Raw genomic sequence first — 16,305 nt, 5'->3', positions numbered from 1 at the left:
ATGCGGGCTGGCGAGCGAGAGCGGCCCAGGGGGCCGCGCCCGGCGTGTGTTGCCGGGCATCGGAGCGGAGTGGCCTTGATGGCCATGAGCACCGAAGCGCAGGCAACGCACGCTGGATCGCCGCCAGCGCGCATTTTCGGTCAGGCTCTGACAATGCACAGGCTTACTCCGGCGAGAGATACAGGACCGCGAGGGGCGGCAGGGTGAGGACGCAGGAATGGTCGTAGCCATGGGCGGCTTCGGGCTCGGCCTGGACACCGCCGCCATTGCCCATGCCGGACCCCGCATATTCACCTCCGTCGGAATTGAGCAGTTCGCGCCAATATCCCCCATAGGGCACGCCCACGCGGTAGGCGGGGCGCGGCACCGGCGTCATGTTGCACACCACGAGGACCGGGGCCGCGTCGGGCGCGCGGCGCAGCCAGACGAAGACGGCATTGTCGACATCGTCGCCGATCAGCCATTCGAACCCGTCGGACGTGCAGTCGGCGCGATGCAGGGCCGGGCAGGCGCGGTGCAGGCGGTTGAGGTCGCGGACCAGCGCCTGCATGCCGCGCCCCTCCGGCTGGTCCAGCCGGTACCATGCGACCTCGCCGTCCGCGCGCCATTCGTACGGCTGGGCCAGCTCGCCGCCCATGAACAGCAGTTTCTTGCCCGGATGGCCCCACATGAAGGCGAAATAGGCGCGCAGCCCGGCATGTCTGCGCCACTCGTCGCCGGGCATGCGCTCCAGCAGGGAGCCCTTGCCGTGGACGACTTCGTCATGCGACAGCGGCAGGATGAAGCGCTCGGAAAAAGCATAGTACAGGCCGAACATGATTTCGGAATGGTGGTAGCGGCGCCAGAGCGGGTCGCGCCCGATATAGGCCAGCGTGTCGTGCATCCAGCCCATGTTCCATTTATAGGAAAAGCCCAGCCCTCCATCGGCCACCGGCCAGCTGACGCCGGGCCAGGCCGTCGATTCCTCGGCGATCATCAGCGTGTGGGGACAATGTTCGGCAATGATCGTGTTCAGGTCGCGCACGAAGGCGACGGCTTCCAGGTTCTCGCGCCCGCCATGGATGTTGGCCAGCCATTCGCCCTCGCGCCGGCTATAGTCGCGATAGAGCATCGAGGCGACGGCATCGACCCGCAGCCCGTCGACATGGTAGCGGCGCAGCCAGGTCAGCGCGCTGCCGATCAGGAAGCCCCGGATCTCGTTGCGTCCGAAATTGTAGATCAGCGTGTGCCAGTCGGGGTGGTAGCCCTCGCGCCGGTCCGCATGCTCGTACAGGCATGAGCCGTCGAAATGGGCCAGGCCGTGCGCGTCGGCGGGGAAATGGGCCGGCACCCAGTCCAGGATCACGCCTACCCCTGCCCTGTGGCAGGCATCGACGAAGGCGGCGAACTGTTTCGGCGCCCCGAAGCGGGCCGATGGCGCGTAGAGGCCCAATGTCTGATACCCCCATGACCCGTCGAACGGATGCTCCATGACCGGCATCAGCTCGATATGGGTGAATCCCATATCGACAACGTAAGGAATCAGCGTCCGTTCCAGATCGTCCCAGCGCAGGATGCCGTGCGGGTCGCCCGCCGGGCGGCGCCAGGAGGCCAGGTGCACCTCGTAGATCGACATCGGCGCGGCGAGATCATGCCGGCCGGCGCGGCCCTGCATCCAGTCCTCGTCGGTCCAGGCGAAGGGGGTGGTGTCCGCCACCACCGAGGCGTTGGCCGGCGGCTGTTCCGCCGCCAGCGCATACGGGTCGGCCTTGGGGGGCAGCAGCCGGTGTTCGGCGTCGATGATTTCGTATTTATAGCGCTCGCCCGGGCCGATGCGGGGGATGAACAATTCCCAGATTCCGGCCGCGTGGCGCAGGCGCATGGGGTGGCGGCGGCCATCCCAGACATTGAAATCGCCGATCACCGACACCCGGAAGGCGTTGGGGGCCCACACCGCGAAGCGCACGCCGGCCACGCCGTCGACCACCATCGGCTGGGCGCCCATGACCTGGTCCAGGTCACGATGCTGGCCCTGGGCGAACAGATGCAGGTCCAGATCGCCCAGCAGCAGGCCGAAGGAATACGGGTCCTCGGTTTCCTCCCATCCGTCGGCCCAGCCGATCTTGAGCCGGTAGCGGGCGCCGGCGGGCACGGTGCCGACATACAGGCCGCGTTCGTCCACCCGGCGCATGGCGCGCTCGATCGGGGCCGAGCGCGGACGCTGGACCACCAGCCGCACCGCCCGCGCGTCGGGGCAGAAGGCGCGCACGATGTCGGAACGGCCGTGTGCCTGGCGGCCGAGGATGGCGAACGGGTCGGGGCAGGTGCCCCGCAGCAGGGCTTCGGTCTCCGGAGGAAGGAAATAGACGCTGTCGTTCGAGGCAACGTTCATGAGGCGGGATTCCGGCGGGCTGGAATACAGGCGGAAAATGGCGGACGAACGGACAGGCCGGGGCGGCCCGGCGCGGCGGGACGGTGCCTAGCCAGACCGGCCGAACAGGTCATTGGCGCGGACCCGCCCGCGCCGGGCTGCCTGATAGGCCGCCCGCGCACCCCGCGTGGACGGGACGATGCCGCCCGGCCCGGCCAGCCGCGCGTGGCGCCGTACCGACGAATTGTCGAATTCGGCCATGCCGATTTCCGCCCGGCCGAGGACCCGGCGGAACAGCCTTGCATATTCCTTCGCCTTGCGCCCCCAGGAGACGTCGTAGCGCGCGCCGTTGCGTTGCAGCCCCGCCCAGCGCCCCGGCTGGCGGTACAGGGTGGCCGCGCGGCGGATGGCGCCGGCCAGGGTTTCGCCATCGACCGGCGAGAACAGGAAGCCGGTCGCGACATCGCTGGCCATCGCGGCCTCGTTGGCGTCGATGATGGTATCGGCCAGGCCGCCGACGCGCGCCGCGATCGGCACGCAGCCATAGCGCACGGCACAGAGCTGGGTCAGGCCGCAGGGCTCGAAGCGCGACGGCAGCAGCAGGCTGTCGGCCGAGGCCTGGATGCGGTGGCCCAATTGCTCGCTATAGCCGATATGGCAGGCCAGCCGGTCGGGATACTGGCGCGCCAGCCGGGCCAGCGCGCGTTCCATCGCCACGTCGCCGCTGCCGACCACGACCAGCTGCGTGCGGTCGTCGAGGATGCGGGGCACGATATCGGCCAGGATATCCACCCCCTTCTGCCCGGTCAGGCGGCTGACCAGCCCCAGCAGGAAGACATCCGGGTCCTGCGGCAGGCCGAATTCCGCCTGGAAGGCCCGCTTGTTGGGCCGGCGGCCCACCACGTCGCCGACCTGATAGGGGAAGAGGACCGCCGGGTCGGTTTCGGGATTCCAGTCATTGGTGTCGATACCGTTCAGGATCCCCCTGAGCTGGTCTGCCCGCGTGCGCAGCAGCCCGTCCAGCCCCATGCCCCATTCGGGGGACTGGATTTCGCGCGCATAGGTCGGCGAGACGGTGACGATGCGCGCGGCGAAGAGCAGGCCGGCCTTGAGGAAGCCGATTTCGCCGTAACATTCGACGCCGTCGATCGTGAAAGCATGGGGCGGAAGGCCGAACCGTTCGAGATCCGTCACCGGGAAGCGGCCCTGGAAGGCCAGATTGTGGATGGTCTGCACCACCGGCGCGGCCGGCTGGCCGTCATAATGCAGATAGGCCCCCGTGAGGCCGGCCTGCCAGTCATGCGCCATCACCAGGTCGGGGCGGAGGCCCGCCGCCTGCCCCTCCACCTTTCCCTGGGCGATGCTGGCCGCGACGCGCGAGAGGCAGGCGAAGCGCACGCCGTTATCGGGCCAGTCGGTGCCGTCGGGCGCCAGATAGGGGTTGCCCTTGCGGCGGAACAGATGCGGACAATCGATGACCAGCAGGTGATGACCGGCGGCATAGCCTTCCAGCAGCGCGATTTCGACACCCGGCAGGGGCGCCATCGTGGCCACGCGCACCGGGCCTTCCAGCGCGTCCAGCACCGCAGGGTAGCCGGGCAGCAGGGTCGTCACCAGCACGCCCTCGGTACGCAGCGCCGCCGGCAGCGAGCCCACCACGTCGCCCAGTCCCCCTGTCTTGACGAAGGGGAACATCTCGGATGCTACGGAGAGCACCCGGATCGGGCCCGACGGCTCCTGTTCCTGCTGGTGACGGTTCATGCCACTACCCTTCTTGGTCAGGAGGAAAGGAAAACGCGCGAGCGCGGCGATTGCGGGCCCTTGAAAAAATCTAACGACGCCGGACGGCTGGAGAACCGCTATCACAGGAAAGTGATAGTTTCGAAAGATTCCTGCCAATTCGGTGCGAGATTCGAACTTGTGATTCGAACTTTTCGCGCCCGGCGCGATCGCATGCGGCCGGTCGGCGGGGGCGGTTCGCCCTGATCTCGCGGCCCCCCATGCCATCGGCGCCGGTTGCCGCTAGAACGGAGGAAAGCAATCAAGGACCCGCCCCGATCATGACCTCCCTGCCCCCGACCGGCGCTGCCCCTCCGATCCGCAGCCTGAGCGATGCCCGGCATATCATCGCCGCGTGCTTCCTGGGCTGGACGCTCGATGCCTGCGATTTCTTCATCGTGCTGTTCACGCTGGATAATGTGGCCCACAGTTTTGCCACCTCGCTGGAGGCGATCCTGCTGGCGCCGACGCTGACGCTGATCAGCCGGCCGGTCGGGGCCTATCTGTTCGGCCGGGCCGCCGACCGGTATGGGCGCCGCCCGATCCTGATGGCGACGATCGTGACCTATTCCACCATCGAATTGCTGTCGGCCTTCGCGCCCAACCTGACGATCTTCCTGGCGCTGCGGCTGCTGTTCGGCGTGGCGCTGGGCGGGGAATGGGGGGTCGGCACGTCGCTGACCATGGAGACGGTGCCGCCGCACTGGCGCGGCACGGCGTCGGGCCTGCTGCAGGCGGGTTATCCGGCGGGCTACCTGCTGGCGTCGCTGATGTTCCTGCTGCTGCCGGCGCTGGGATGGCAGGGGCTGTTCGTGCTGGGGGCCTCGACCGGGCTTTCGGTCATCTATGTCGCGCTCTACGTCAAGGAAAGCCCGGTCTGGCTGGCCAGCCAGCAGCGGATGGCGGGCATGCCCCGCGCCGCCAAGCCGTCCATGCTGTCGGTCCTGCGGCGGTATCGCGGGCTGGTGGTGTATGCGGTGTGCCTGATGGCGGCGTTCAATTTCTTCAGCCACGGGTCGCAGGACCTGTTTCCGAAGATCTTCCTGGCGTTGCAGCGGCATCTGCCGCATCCGACCATTACCGTGATCGTGGTGCTGTACAATCTGGCCGCCATTGCGGGCGGGCTGTGCTTCGGCGCGCTGTCGGAGCGGATCGGGCGGGCGCGGGCCATTGCGCTGGCCGCGGCACTGGCCCTGCCGCTGCTGCCGCTATGGGCGCTTTCCACCGCGCCGGTGTGGATCGCCCTCGGCGCGGTGCTGATCCAGTTCTGCATCCAGGGGGCCTGGGGGGTGGTGCCGGCCTATCTGAATGAACTCTCGCCCTCCGATGTCCGGGCTACCTTTCCGGGCGTGGCGTATCAGTGCGGCAATCTGATCGCGGCCAGTACCGGGCTGATCCAGCACCGGATCGCGCTGGGCCTGGGGGGCGACCTGGCCCCGGCGCTGATGATCGTGGTGGGGGGCGCGGGCTGCGCGATTGCCCTGCTGGCCACGTTCGCGGGTCCCCGCTATCACTCGCATCTGGATGGCGCGCCGGAGTAATCTCATTGCCTTGAACGCGCGGCCCCTTGCGACGGGACGCGCGTTTGAAACGATTGTTCAGGGGATGCGGACGACGATGCGCCCGCGCATCCTGCCGTCCAGCAGGGCGGCCGCCGCTTGCGGCACGTCGGCCAGCGCGATTTCGGTGACCATCGATTCCAGGCGCGTGGGGTCGGTGAGTTCGGCCAGGCGCCGCCAGGCTTCGATCCTCTGGGGCCGGGGGCACATCACGCTGTCGATGCCTACCAGCGTCACCCCGCGCAGGATGAACGGGGCCACCGTGGCCGGGAACGCCATGTCTGCCGCCAGCCCGCAAGCGGTGACCGCCCCGTTGGGCAGCATCGCGGCGCAGACATTGGCCAGCACCACGCCGCCCGCGACATCGACCGCCCCGGCCCAGTACGCCTTTTCCAGCGGCCGGCCGGGGGTGGAGAACCCGCTGCGCGGCAGGATCTCGGCGGCGCCCAGCGCGCGCAGGTAATCCTCTTCCTCCGGCCGGCCGGTCACGGCGGCGACGTGGTAGCCCAGCCGGGCCAGCAGCATGACCGCGACGCTGCCCACCCCGCCCGAGGCGCCGGTGACCAGCACCGGGCCGCGCTCCGGCGTCAGCCCCTGCCGTTCCAGCGCCATCACGCACAGCATGGCGGTATAGCCGGCGGTGCCGATCGCCATGGCCTGCCGCGTGGTGAAGGCCTCGGGCAGTTGCACCAGCCAGTCGCCCTTGACCCGTGCCCGGCCGGCCAGACCGCCCCACCAGCGTTCGCCCACGCCCCAGCCATTCAGCACCACCCGGGTGCCGGGCGGGATGTCGGCGCGGGCCGAGAGTTCGACCACGCCTGCGAAGTCAATGCCGGGCACCATGGGGAATTGCCGCACGATGGGCCCGCGCCCGGTGATGGCCAGGGCATCCTTGTAATTGAGCGTCGACCATTCGACGCGCACCGTCACGTCGCCATCGGGCAGGCGGGCGTCCTCGACCGGGCCGATATGGACCGTCTGTGCCCCGTCGGCGGATTTCTCGATCATCACGGCATCGAACATTGTCTGATCTCCCATTCTGCTAGAGGCGAACCAGCGCGGTGAACCCGTCCAGGAACAGGTCCAGCGGCCGGGCCGAGCGTTCCAGCCGGGCGCGCAGCACCGCACCTTCCCACCCGGTCCAGAAGAAGGCCGCGTAGTGCCGTGCGGCCGGGTCGCCATACTGTTCGGCCAGGCAGGCGGCCAGCCTTGCCTCCCACGACGCCAGCACCGTGGCCAGCGCCTGGCGATAAGTCTCGGGCAGCACCGCCAGTTCCTGACCCAGATTGCCGATCAGGCAGCCGCGCCGGAAATCGTGCCGGGCCATGCCGGCCGCCGCATCGGCCACGAAATGGCGCACGCGCTCCAGCGGGGGGACCTGCGCCTGGCCCAGCCAGCGGTCCAGCTTGGCCGCGAAATAGGCGGCGTAGCTGTCGACCAGCGCCAGGCCGAATGCCTCCTTGCTGTCGAAATAATAATAGAACGAGCCTTTTGGCACGCCGGCGGCACGGAGGAGCCCGTCCAGGCCGGTGGCGGTGAACCCTTGCTCGGTCAATGAAGCGACGCCGGCGCGGATGAGCTGTTCGCGCGTTTGCACGGGACCGTCTGGCGCGCGCAGGGGGCGGCCGCGTCGGGGGGCGGGTGAGTCGGCATTCATGAGGGATTTATTAGACCGATCGTCTATTAAATGCCAGCGGACCTTTGGGATGCGTGACGCCAGCCTGCCCGCTGGCATTCTGCGGCGCCCGTAAATTTCTGCCCGCTATTAGGGGGAGGAGTCGCCATGGCTCTGATGGAGCCGGATGCCACCTGACGGATGCCCGTCCTGTGGATTTGTGCCATAGTTCCAGCCCATGAGGGGTCTTTGGGGATCTGACCAATGAAGCCGTCCGAAATATTGGCCAGCAAGCGGGACATCATCCGGGACATGATTCTGGCCACCCGTTTCGCCCGAAATCCGCGCCTGTTCGGCTCGGTGGCGCACGGGGATGACCGGCCCGATAGTGACGTGGATATCCTGGTGGACGTGACGCCGGATGTGACGCTGTTCGACCTTGGCGGCTTGCAGGAGCAGTTGCAGGATGTGCTGGGCTTACAGGTTGACCTGTTGACGCCGGGCGACATCAAATCTTCCCTTCGGGCACGCATCCTGTCCGATTGCGTCGCCCTGTGATGCGGAAGGATATCAGCGAACTGCTCGGGCAAATTCTGGAAGGTGCCGACAAGGCGCTTGCCTATACCGCCGGGATGACGCGGGAACAGTTCCTGGCCAATGCGCTGGTCAAGGATGCCACGGTTCTGGCCTTTATCATCATCGGGGAAACTTCTGCCAAAATTCTGCGCGACTTCCCGGATTTCGTGGATGATGGCATTCCGTTGAAGAGCATGCGCGGTATCCGAAACCGAATAACCCACGGATATTTTAATACAGACTTCGATATCGTCTGGAACACTGTTCAGACCGATCTGCCGCAACTGAAAGAGAAGATAACAATCATGCTGAAAGGACGTTGATCGTCCTTTCTTTCGAGCGATTCAATAGATAACGATACCATGTCCATTCTCCCGAAAGCTGCGGGATGAACGGTCTGGGTCTTTTCCTGCACCTGTGACAGCGGCTGGGTTAGGCCAGGAATCCGGCCAGTTCCTCGGATGTGCCGGTGGGGAAGGCTGCGTGCAGGCAATCGAGGAACGCCGAGACCCGCGCGCTCAGCAGGCGGCGGGAGGTGTAGAGCGCCCATAATTCCACCTCGCCGCCCGCGACGTCGCCCCAGCGGGTCAAGCGGCCGTGTGCGATGTCCTTCGCGACCATCGACAGGGGCAGCAGCGCAGCCCCGATGCCCGTGTGGACGGCGTCGCGCACCATGATCAGCGAGGACAGTGTCAGGACCGGCTCCGGCGTCATCGCGACCACGCCGTTCGGCCCCTGAATCCGCCATGGCTGGGCGGGGTCGGCGGAGGCGAGGAGGATCGCCGGAACGGGCTCTTCCCCTGCCGGGCGGCAGAGGGAGGGAACCGCGACGAGTACGAGGCGATCATGCAGGAAGCAGCGTCCGGTCAGATCGTCATCGGGCCGTGGATTGACGCGGATGGTGAGGTCGTAGGCGTCCTCGACCAGATCGACGGTGCGGTCTTCCGCCGTGACCTCGACCTGCACGTCCGGATGAAGGAGGGCGAAATGTGCGCTCAGCCGCCCCATCACCACATGCGCGAACACTTGCGGCGCGCTGATGCGCAGCCGGCCGCGCGGACGCGCCGAGCCCGCGCCGATCGCCGCCGCCACATCGTCGATCTCGCCCAGCAGGGCGGCCGTGCGTTCGTGGAGCGCGCGCCCTTCCTCGGTCAGCCTGAGCGTTCGCGCGCCGCGTTCGAACAGGCGGTAGCCCAGGCTTTCCTCCAGATCGGCCACGCGGCGCGACAGGGTTGCCTTGGGACGGGCGGCCGCGCGCGCGGCGCGGCCGAAGCCACCATGACGGGCGACCAGGTTGAAATCCGCGAGTGCCAATAAATCCATGAGCGATCCACCCGTGAGACAGACTGTCCAGATATAGCGTCTATCGGATCATCGGTGGGTCAATAGATTGAACTGCACATCCTCGAACCATGGAGCATTCTCATGACCATTCTCGTCACTGGCGCGACCGGTACGGTCGGCACGCAAATCGTGACCCAACTGGCCCGGCGCGGGGCCGATATTCGCGCCCTGGTGCGTGATCCGGCCAAGGCGAAACTGCCCGCCGGCGTGGCCGTGGCGCAGGGGGAGATGCTGGATATCGATGCCATGCGTGCGGCGCTGGCGGGTGTCGACACGCTGTTCCTGCTCAATGCCGTCGTGCCGGATGAATTCACGCAGGCGCTCATCACGCTCAATCTGGCGCGGGAGGCGGGGATCGAGCGGATTGTCTATCTTTCGGTGATTCACAGCGACCTCTATGTCGATGTTCCGCATTTTGCGGGCAAGTATGCGGTCGAGCGGATGATCGAGCAGACCGGGCTCCATGCGACCGTGCTGCGGCCGGCCTATTTCATCAATAACGATGTCGGCGTGAAGGATGCGATCTTCAGCCATGGCGTCTATCCGATGCCGGTGGGCGACAGGGGCCTGGCCATGGTGGATGCGCGCGATATCGGCGAGATTGCCGCACTGGAACTGCTGAGGCGCGCGCACGCGCCCGCGCCGCTGCCGTTTGCGCGCTTCAATCTGGTGGGGCCCGATCTGCTGACGGGCAGCGCCATTGCCGGCATCTGGAGCGAGGTGCTTGGCCGCCCGATCGTGCATGCGGGCAATGATACCGTCGCTTTCGAGCAGACGCTGCGGCGCTTTGCCCCGGCCTGGATGGCCTATGACATGCGCAAGATGGCCGACCGGTTCCAGAGCGAGGGGATGATCCCCGATGCGGGCGATGTGGAACGGCTGACCGGGATTCTGGGGCGGCCGTTGCGGTCCTATCGGGATTTTGCGGCTGAAATGGCGGCGGGTGGGTGAGGATGGGCGGCGGACCTGCGCGGTGAACCCGTCCGGAAACCGGTCCGGCGGTCGGCGTTCTGCCGTATCGTCCGCCTATCGTCAAAAGATCATTATTGATTATTTATCGTGATTTATGGCGTTTAAGAGATCATATTCGATCGCTGTTGCACTCGCTTGGTCGGGACGAGGCCCCTCGAAGCGTGGCTTTTGAATGGGATGCGGGCTTTGCGGCGAGCCCCCTGCCGGATGGCGTGCGATCGCGACTGACCATGACGTGCCGCAGCGGATGATCCTGCAGATCGAACATGAGATCGCGAACGCACGTCGTTGGGCGTAGGGCCCGTTTTAGAGGCTGTTTCAAAAGCTCCGATGGTGAGTGGAAGCGTGGCGCCAGCCACGCGTCTGGCGGTGGTTTTTGAGCATCGGAGCGGAGCGGCCTTGATGGCCGTGAGCACCGACGCGCAGGAAACCGCCGTCAGGCCGCCGCCAGCGGGGTTTTTGAAACAGCCTCTTAGAGCCTGACCGAAAATATGGGCTGATGAGCGGGAGCGGCCCAGAGGGCCGCGCCCGGGGTTGCCTTTCCGCGCATCGGAGCGGAGCGGCCTTGATGGAAGTGAACACCGAAGCACAGGGCCGGGTTAGCCGAATGTCCGTATCAGGAGTGGCAACGTGCCAGACAGGACTCCGTCACGGATGCCAAACGGCCAGACCCGGGGACCCAATACCTCGTATCAGTAATGGACGGACAAGGAATCGATCGGCGTCGCCTTCGGCGGAGCGAACGTGGTCAGATCGATCCCTTCGACGGCAGCCTTGTATTCCTCATTGTTCGGCATCCGGCCAAGGATCGCCGACAACACCACGACCGGGGTCGAGGCCAGAAGCGATTCACCCTTCTTCTCGCCGGAATCCTCGACGACGCGTCCCTGGAACAGGCGGGTCGACGTCGCCAGAACGGTATCGCCCTTTTCTGCCTTCTCCTGGTTGCCCATGCACAGGTTGCAGCCCGGACGTTCCAGATAGAGGATGTTCTCGTATTCGGTCCGCGCGGTGGCCTTCGGCAGCAGGTCATTGAATTCGAAGCCGGAATAGCGCTCGAGGATTTCCCAATCCCCCTCGGTCTTCAGTTCATCGATGATGTTGTAGGTCGGGGCGGCGACAACCAGCGGTGCCTTGAACTCCACCTTTCCCTGCGCCTTCTCCAGGTTCTTGAGCATCTGGGCCACGATTTTCATATCGCCCTTGTGCACCATGCAGGAGCCCACGAAACCAAGGTCCACCTTCTTGGTGCCGCCATAGTACGAAACCGGGCGGATCGTGTCGTGGGTGTAGCGCTTGGAGACATCGGGGTTGTTCACGTCGGGATCGGCGATCATCGGCTCGTCGATCAGATCGAGATCGACCACGACCTCGGCAAAATATTTCGCGTTGTCATCGGGCGCCAGCGCGGGCTTTTCGCCCGAGCGGATCTCGGCAATGCGCGCATCGGCCTTGGCGATCAGGCCCTTCAGCGTGCCCGCGGCATTTTCCATGCCCTTGTCGATCATGATCTGGATGCGCGACTTGGCGATTTCCAGCGATTCGATCAGCGGCTCGTCCTGCGAGATGCAGATCGCCGCCTTGGCCTTCATCTCGGCTGTCCAGTCGGTGAAGGTGAAGGCCTGGTCGGCGAGCAGCGTGCCGATATGCACTTCGATGACGCGGCCCTGGAAGACGTTGTCGCCGCATTGCTTGAGCATCTGCGCCTGGGTCGCGTGCACCACGTCACGGAAGTCCATGTGCGGCTGCATCGTGCCCTTGAACGTGACCTTGACCGATTGCGGGATCGGCATCGTCGCCTGGCCCGTGGCCAGTGCCAGGGCCACCGTGCCGGAGTCGGCGCCGAAGGCCACGCCCTTGGACATGCGGGTATGGCTGTCGCCGCCGATGATGATCGCCCAATCATCCACGGTGATGTCGTTCAGGACCTTGTGAATCACGTCCGTCATCGCGTGATAGACGCCCTTGGGGTCACGCGCGGTGATCAGGCCGAAATCGTTCATGAATTTCATGAGCTTCGGGATGTTCGCCTGGGCCTTCTTGTCCCAGACGGATGCCGTATGGCAGCCCGACTGGTATGCACCGTCCACGAGCGGCGAGATGACGGTGGCCGCCATCGCCTCAAGCTCCTGTGCCGTCATCAGGCCGGTCGTGTCCTGGGAGCCGACGATATTCACCTTCACGCGGACATCCGACCCTGCATGCAGGACCTTGCCCGGCGCCACGCCGACGGCGTTGCGGTTGAAGATCTTCTCGACCGCGGTCAGGCCCTGATCCTTGACCGTAATCTCCTTGTTCGGTGCGAAGACGGGGGTCGCTTCGATCCCCAGCGCCTGGGCCGCGAATGTCTGGAGCTTCTTGCCGAAGACGATGGCGTAGGAGCTGCCCGCCTTCATGAACTCCATCTTCTGGGGCGTGAACGCGGCGGCGACATCGACCAGCTCGTTGCCGTTCTCGTCGCGGAGCTGCTTGTTCTTTACATCGATCTTCAGGACGGTGCCGGTCTCGACCGAGTATTTCTGCTCGAGGATGGGGTTGCCGTCGTTATTGAGGATCGGCTTGCCGTCCGCGCCGGTCTTCTTGACCCAGTTCTTGAGGTTCAGGCCGATGCCGCCGGTCACGTCGACCGTGGTCGCGAAGATCGGCGAGATGCCGTTGGTACCCGCGACGACAGGGGCGAAATTGACGAACGGAACGTAGGGGCTGGCCTGCTTGCCGGTCCAGAGCGCCACGTTGTTCACGCCCGACATGCGCGACGAGCCGACGCCCATCGTGCCCTTTTCGGCGATCATCATCACCCGCTTGCCGGGGTGCTGCTTCTGCAGCGCGACGATTTCCTGCTGTGCTTCCGGCGAAATCATGCATTTGCCGTGCAGCTCGCGGTCCGAGCGCGAATGCGCCTGGTTGCCCGGCGACAGGAGGTCGGTCGAGATATCGCCTTCGGCCGCGACGAAGGTCACGACCTGGATCTCGTCCTCGACAGCCGGAAGCTTGGTGAAGAATTCGGCCTTGGCATAGCTCTCGAGCACGTCCTTCGCGATGGCGTTGCCCGCCTTGAAGGCATCGCGCAGCCGGAACATGTCGGCGTCATAGAGGAAGACCTGGGTCTTCAGCACCTCGCCCGCCTGCTCGGCGATCGGGCCGCCATCGCCGAGGGCGATGTCAAGCAGCACCTCGATCGAGGGGCCGCCCTTCATGTGCGACAGCAACTCGAGAGCGAAGGCGGGGGTGATCTCCGGGACGAGCGTTTCGCCCAGGACGATCTTCTTGAGGAACGCCGCCTTGACGCCGGCGGCGCTCGTGGTGCCGGGCAGCGTGTTGTAAATGAAGAACTTGAGGGCATCGGCCCGGTGTTCGTTACCTGCGTCCTCAATCAACGTGATCATGTCACGGACGAGCGCGCCATCGTCGATCGGCTTGGGAGCGAGCCCCTGATTTGCTCTGTCCTTGATTTCGGTCAGGTAATCTGAATAGGCGTTCATCGCAATCCCAACGTCATTGAGGTGTATGGGCCTGAAATGCGGCCCCGCAAACCGGACATGGTCAAGTCGGCTTAAGGTTCGGACCCCAGTTACGCCAACCCCTGCCGACTGACAAGGCAGGGCATTTCAACAAAAATAGTACTTGAATTCAGCATTGACCGCTTAAAAATGGCAATTCACATGCTTATTGGATTGGAAGATACAAATCACCAATCTTACCGTACTGGGTTTTTCCGATCTGACCGATGACGCAGCCTTTGTCATTTCAATTTTTCGGCACTGGCAATCTATCGGTACGACTCACAAAGAGGCTGGAAGCGGCCTGTCCGACATGTTGCAGAATGATCGGGTACGCGATGGCCTCCAACTGCCATTCGACCGCTTTGGAATGCTTCCTCTCCGGCATCGGCGATGACATGGCCGATGCCCTGCAAGCCGGACAGACTTGGTCATACGCTTGAAGCATGGCCTATATAGCTGTCATGTATAGCTGTCATGTCCGGCTTTGGGACGCGGTTGGAGGCTGTGATCCGGCGATGAGGATATCGACCAGGCGTCGGGCGCTGGCTTCCCAGCCTGGGGCGGCGGCGACGTTGGAGACGCCGACCAGGGCGCGGAGGAAATCCAGCGGGTCGAGATCGGGGCGGATGTCGCCGTTTTTGACCGCGCGGGAGACCAGCCCGTCGATCGTGCCCTTGATGATCTCGGCCGAGGCCGCGTAGAGCGCGCAGGTGCCGCCGACCAGCCCGTTCAGGGCGGGGGCGATGACCTGCTTGGCGGCGATATAATCCACGAACAGGAGCATCCATGCGCGCAGGGCCTCGACCGGCGGATGCGTGCCCGCAAGCTGGGTGGCGGCCGCGGCGAGACGGTCCAGCTCGTTGCGATAGACGGCCTCGATCAAGGCGTCGCGGTTGGCGAAATGGCGGTAGAGCGTGCCGATTCCGACCCCGGCGCGGCGTGCGACCTCGTCCAGCGGGATGTCGGTCTCGCCGGACTGGAAGGCGGCTTTCGCCGTATCCAGCAGGTGCTGGCGGTTGCGCTGGCCGTCGCTGCGCGGTTTGCGGCGCGATATTTTTTCCCCGTCCACGCCTCTGCCCCTTGTTAAGCGGAGTAATCCTCCGCATATCTATAAGCGGAGCATGCTTCCACATAACTCCCTTTCCTGCTGGAGGCCAATGATGGCACAGGATTTTGGCGCGACATCCACGACCGAGGATGTTCTTTCCGGGCTTTCCCTTGCGGGCAGGCGCGTGTTCGTAACTGGTGTTTCCGCCGGGCTTGGGGTCGAGACGGCGCGGGCGCTGGCGGCCCATGGCGCGCATGTGGTGGGTGCGGCGCGCGATCTGGACAAGGCGCATCGGGCGACCGCACAGGTGCGCGCGGATGCGGAACGCGGCGGCGGTTCGCTGGAGCTGGTTGCACTGGACCTGGCGGACCTGGCCAGCGTGCGCGCCTGTGCGGATGCGCTGAACGCGCGCGCCCTGCCCTTCGACCTGGTGATTGCCAATGCGGGCGTGATGGCCACGCCGTTTGGCCATACCAAAGATGGGTTCGAGACGCAGTTCGGCACCAATCATCTGGGGCATTTCGTGCTGGTCAACCGGATTGCCGGGCTGATGCATGACGGGGCGCGGCTGGTGAATCTGGCCTCGTCGGGTCATCGGTTTTCCGATATCGACCTCGACGATCCGAATTTCGAGCGGACGGCCTATGAGCCGTTCCTGGCCTATGGACGGTCCAAGACCGCCAATATCCTGTTCGCGGTTGCGTTCGATGCGCGGCATCGGGCGCGGGGCGTGCGGGCGACGGCCGTGCATCCCGGCGGGATCATGACGGAGCTGGCCCGCCATATGGGCCCCGGGCAGATCGAGGCCATGGTGGCGCAGATCAATGAACGCGCCACCGCCGAGGGCAAGCCGCCTTTCCAGTTCAAGACCATCCCGCAGGGGGCTGCGACCTCGGTCTGGGCCGGTGTGGTGGCGGAGGCCGATGCGGTGGGCGGGCATTATTGCGAGGATTGCCATGTCAGCGCCGTGGTGCCCGACGACCAGCCGATCAGCCTGATCGAGGGCGGGGTGCGGGCTTATGCCGTCGATCCGGTCCGTGCGGAGGCGCTGTGGGCGGAGAGCGAGGAGATGGTCGGCGAACGGTTTGGCTGATCGCAGCCCGAGATTGAAGACCGGCGCGCGAAGCAGGCGCGCCGGGTGGGGCGTTGACGCGGCCCCGTTAACGCTCGCGCACGGCCTCGGGCATGGGCTGCGGGTCGGGGTTGGCTGCCGCGCCCTGCGTGCCGCACCCTGCCCCGGACCGGCCGCCCTGCATGGCCATGCCCGGCATGGCACGGCAATCGCCCTGCGGGGCGGCGTTCGCCGTCCGGTCTGGTGTGGGGGATGGGCCGGCCATCTGCATGCCCGGCATGGTCTCCATCGGCCCCTTCATGCTCATGGACCCGTGGTCCATGCCGGACATGTCCATGCCGGCCATACCGGACATGCCCTGCGCCGTGCCGGTGGTGCCTTGCGCGGCAGCCTGAGCGGCGTGGAGCCCGGCCAGCAGGGCGGCCAGCGGGAGGGCGGTCCTGATGATGGATGGACGCATCGGCGAGATTTTCCTTCTGTCTTGTTT

At 65.6% G+C, this 16,305-nt stretch carries 13 protein-coding genes; 5 read left to right on the top strand and 8 right to left on the bottom strand.

What is annotated here, in order from left to right; all coding sequences use genetic code 11:
* Positions 1 to 163: 163 nt before the first annotated feature.
* Complete coding sequence (glgB, locus tag HLH35_RS06100; protein ID WP_182978304.1) at positions 164 to 2,371, bottom strand: 1,4-alpha-glucan branching protein GlgB; 2,208 nt, start codon at positions 2,369 to 2,371, stop codon at positions 164 to 166.
* 87 nt (positions 2,372 to 2,458) lie between these two features.
* Positions 2,459 to 4,111, bottom strand: a complete 1,653-nt coding sequence (gene glgA / locus HLH35_RS06095; protein ID WP_182978303.1) for a glycogen synthase GlgA — start codon at positions 4,109 to 4,111, stop codon at positions 2,459 to 2,461.
* 299 nt (positions 4,112 to 4,410) lie between these two features.
* Between glgA and HLH35_RS06090 the strand changes: the two genes are divergently transcribed.
* Positions 4,411 to 5,670 (top strand): MFS transporter, encoded by a 1,260-nt coding sequence (locus tag HLH35_RS06090; RefSeq protein WP_182968085.1) that lies wholly within the window; start codon positions 4,411 to 4,413, stop codon positions 5,668 to 5,670.
* Positions 5,671 to 5,727: 57 nt separating this feature from the next.
* Here the strand turns inward: HLH35_RS06090 and acuI are convergent, their stop codons facing one another.
* A complete protein-coding gene (acuI, locus tag HLH35_RS06085) occupies positions 5,728 to 6,711 on the bottom strand; it encodes an acrylyl-CoA reductase (NADPH) (RefSeq protein WP_182978302.1) in 984 nt (327 codons plus the stop codon).
* Between the two features lie 19 nt (positions 6,712 to 6,730).
* Positions 6,731 to 7,345, bottom strand: a complete 615-nt coding sequence (acuR, locus tag HLH35_RS06080; RefSeq protein ID WP_182978301.1) for an acrylate utilization transcriptional regulator AcuR — start codon at positions 7,343 to 7,345, stop codon at positions 6,731 to 6,733.
* A gap of 222 nt (positions 7,346 to 7,567) precedes the next feature.
* On the opposite strand from acuR, the gene HLH35_RS06075 reads away from it, so the two are divergent.
* Positions 7,568 to 7,861: a nucleotidyltransferase family protein gene (locus HLH35_RS06075; protein ID WP_182978300.1), complete on the top strand. Its 294-nt coding sequence runs from the start codon at positions 7,568 to 7,570 to the stop codon at positions 7,859 to 7,861.
* Complete coding sequence (locus tag HLH35_RS06070; protein ID WP_182978299.1) at positions 7,861 to 8,202, top strand: HepT-like ribonuclease domain-containing protein; 342 nt, start codon at positions 7,861 to 7,863, stop codon at positions 8,200 to 8,202. Before HLH35_RS06075 ends, HLH35_RS06070 begins: the two co-directional genes overlap by 1 nt.
* 109 nt (positions 8,203 to 8,311) lie before the next feature.
* On the opposite strand, the gene HLH35_RS06065 is transcribed toward HLH35_RS06070, so the two are convergent.
* Entirely contained in the window at positions 8,312 to 9,202 is an 891-nt protein-coding gene (locus HLH35_RS06065; RefSeq protein WP_182978298.1) for a LysR family transcriptional regulator, read from the bottom strand.
* 102 nt (positions 9,203 to 9,304) lie between these two features.
* Here HLH35_RS06065 and HLH35_RS06060 point away from each other — a divergent pair, with 102 nt between their 5' ends.
* Positions 9,305 to 10,174: an NmrA/HSCARG family protein gene (locus HLH35_RS06060; RefSeq protein WP_182978297.1), complete on the top strand. Its 870-nt coding sequence runs from the start codon at positions 9,305 to 9,307 to the stop codon at positions 10,172 to 10,174.
* Between the two features lie 713 nt (positions 10,175 to 10,887).
* Here HLH35_RS06060 and HLH35_RS06055 read toward each other — a convergent pair.
* Complete coding sequence (locus HLH35_RS06055) at positions 10,888 to 13,677, bottom strand: bifunctional aconitate hydratase 2/2-methylisocitrate dehydratase (RefSeq protein ID WP_182978296.1); 2,790 nt, start codon at positions 13,675 to 13,677, stop codon at positions 10,888 to 10,890.
* 493 nt (positions 13,678 to 14,170) lie between these two features.
* Positions 14,171 to 14,767 (bottom strand): SbtR family transcriptional regulator, encoded by a 597-nt coding sequence (locus HLH35_RS06050; protein WP_182978295.1) that lies wholly within the window; start codon positions 14,765 to 14,767, stop codon positions 14,171 to 14,173.
* Positions 14,768 to 14,858: 91 nt separating this feature from the next.
* On the opposite strand from HLH35_RS06050, the gene HLH35_RS06045 reads away from it, so the two are divergent.
* Positions 14,859 to 15,839, top strand: a complete 981-nt coding sequence (locus HLH35_RS06045) for an SDR family NAD(P)-dependent oxidoreductase (RefSeq protein ID WP_182978469.1) — start codon at positions 14,859 to 14,861, stop codon at positions 15,837 to 15,839.
* A gap of 67 nt (positions 15,840 to 15,906) precedes the next feature.
* On the opposite strand, the gene HLH35_RS06040 is transcribed toward HLH35_RS06045, so the two are convergent.
* Entirely contained in the window at positions 15,907 to 16,278 is a 372-nt protein-coding gene (locus tag HLH35_RS06040) for a hypothetical protein (RefSeq protein WP_182978294.1), read from the bottom strand.
* Positions 16,279 to 16,305: the final 27 nt, after the last annotated feature.

Source organism: Gluconacetobacter asukensis, from assembly GCF_014174375.1.
Lineage (GTDB): Bacteria > Pseudomonadota > Alphaproteobacteria > Acetobacterales > Acetobacteraceae > Gluconacetobacter > Gluconacetobacter asukensis.
Note: the sequence above shows the minus strand (reverse complement) of the source record. Positions and strands in the feature narration are given on the sequence as shown.

Coding starts and splice junctions, on each gene's coding strand:
- glgB (WP_182978304.1), bottom strand. CDS start 2,371: ATGAACGTTGCCTCGAACGACAGCGTCTATTTCCTTCCTCCGGAGACC.
- glgA (WP_182978303.1), bottom strand. CDS start 4,111: ATGAACCGTCACCAGCAGGAACAGGAGCCGTCGGGCCCGATCCGGGTG.
- HLH35_RS06090 (WP_182968085.1), top strand. CDS start 4,411: ATGACCTCCCTGCCCCCGACCGGCGCTGCCCCTCCGATCCGCAGCCTG.
- acuI (WP_182978302.1), bottom strand. CDS start 6,711: ATGTTCGATGCCGTGATGATCGAGAAATCCGCCGACGGGGCACAGACG.
- acuR (WP_182978301.1), bottom strand. CDS start 7,345: ATGAATGCCGACTCACCCGCCCCCCGACGCGGCCGCCCCCTGCGCGCG.
- HLH35_RS06075 (WP_182978300.1), top strand. CDS start 7,568: ATGAAGCCGTCCGAAATATTGGCCAGCAAGCGGGACATCATCCGGGAC.
- HLH35_RS06070 (WP_182978299.1), top strand. CDS start 7,861: ATGCGGAAGGATATCAGCGAACTGCTCGGGCAAATTCTGGAAGGTGCC.
- HLH35_RS06065 (WP_182978298.1), bottom strand. CDS start 9,202: ATGGATTTATTGGCACTCGCGGATTTCAACCTGGTCGCCCGTCATGGT.
- HLH35_RS06060 (WP_182978297.1), top strand. CDS start 9,305: ATGACCATTCTCGTCACTGGCGCGACCGGTACGGTCGGCACGCAAATC.
- HLH35_RS06055 (WP_182978296.1), bottom strand. CDS start 13,677: ATGAACGCCTATTCAGATTACCTGACCGAAATCAAGGACAGAGCAAAT.
- HLH35_RS06045 (WP_182978469.1), top strand. CDS start 14,859: ATGGCACAGGATTTTGGCGCGACATCCACGACCGAGGATGTTCTTTCC.
- HLH35_RS06040 (WP_182978294.1), bottom strand. CDS start 16,278: ATGCGTCCATCCATCATCAGGACCGCCCTCCCGCTGGCCGCCCTGCTG.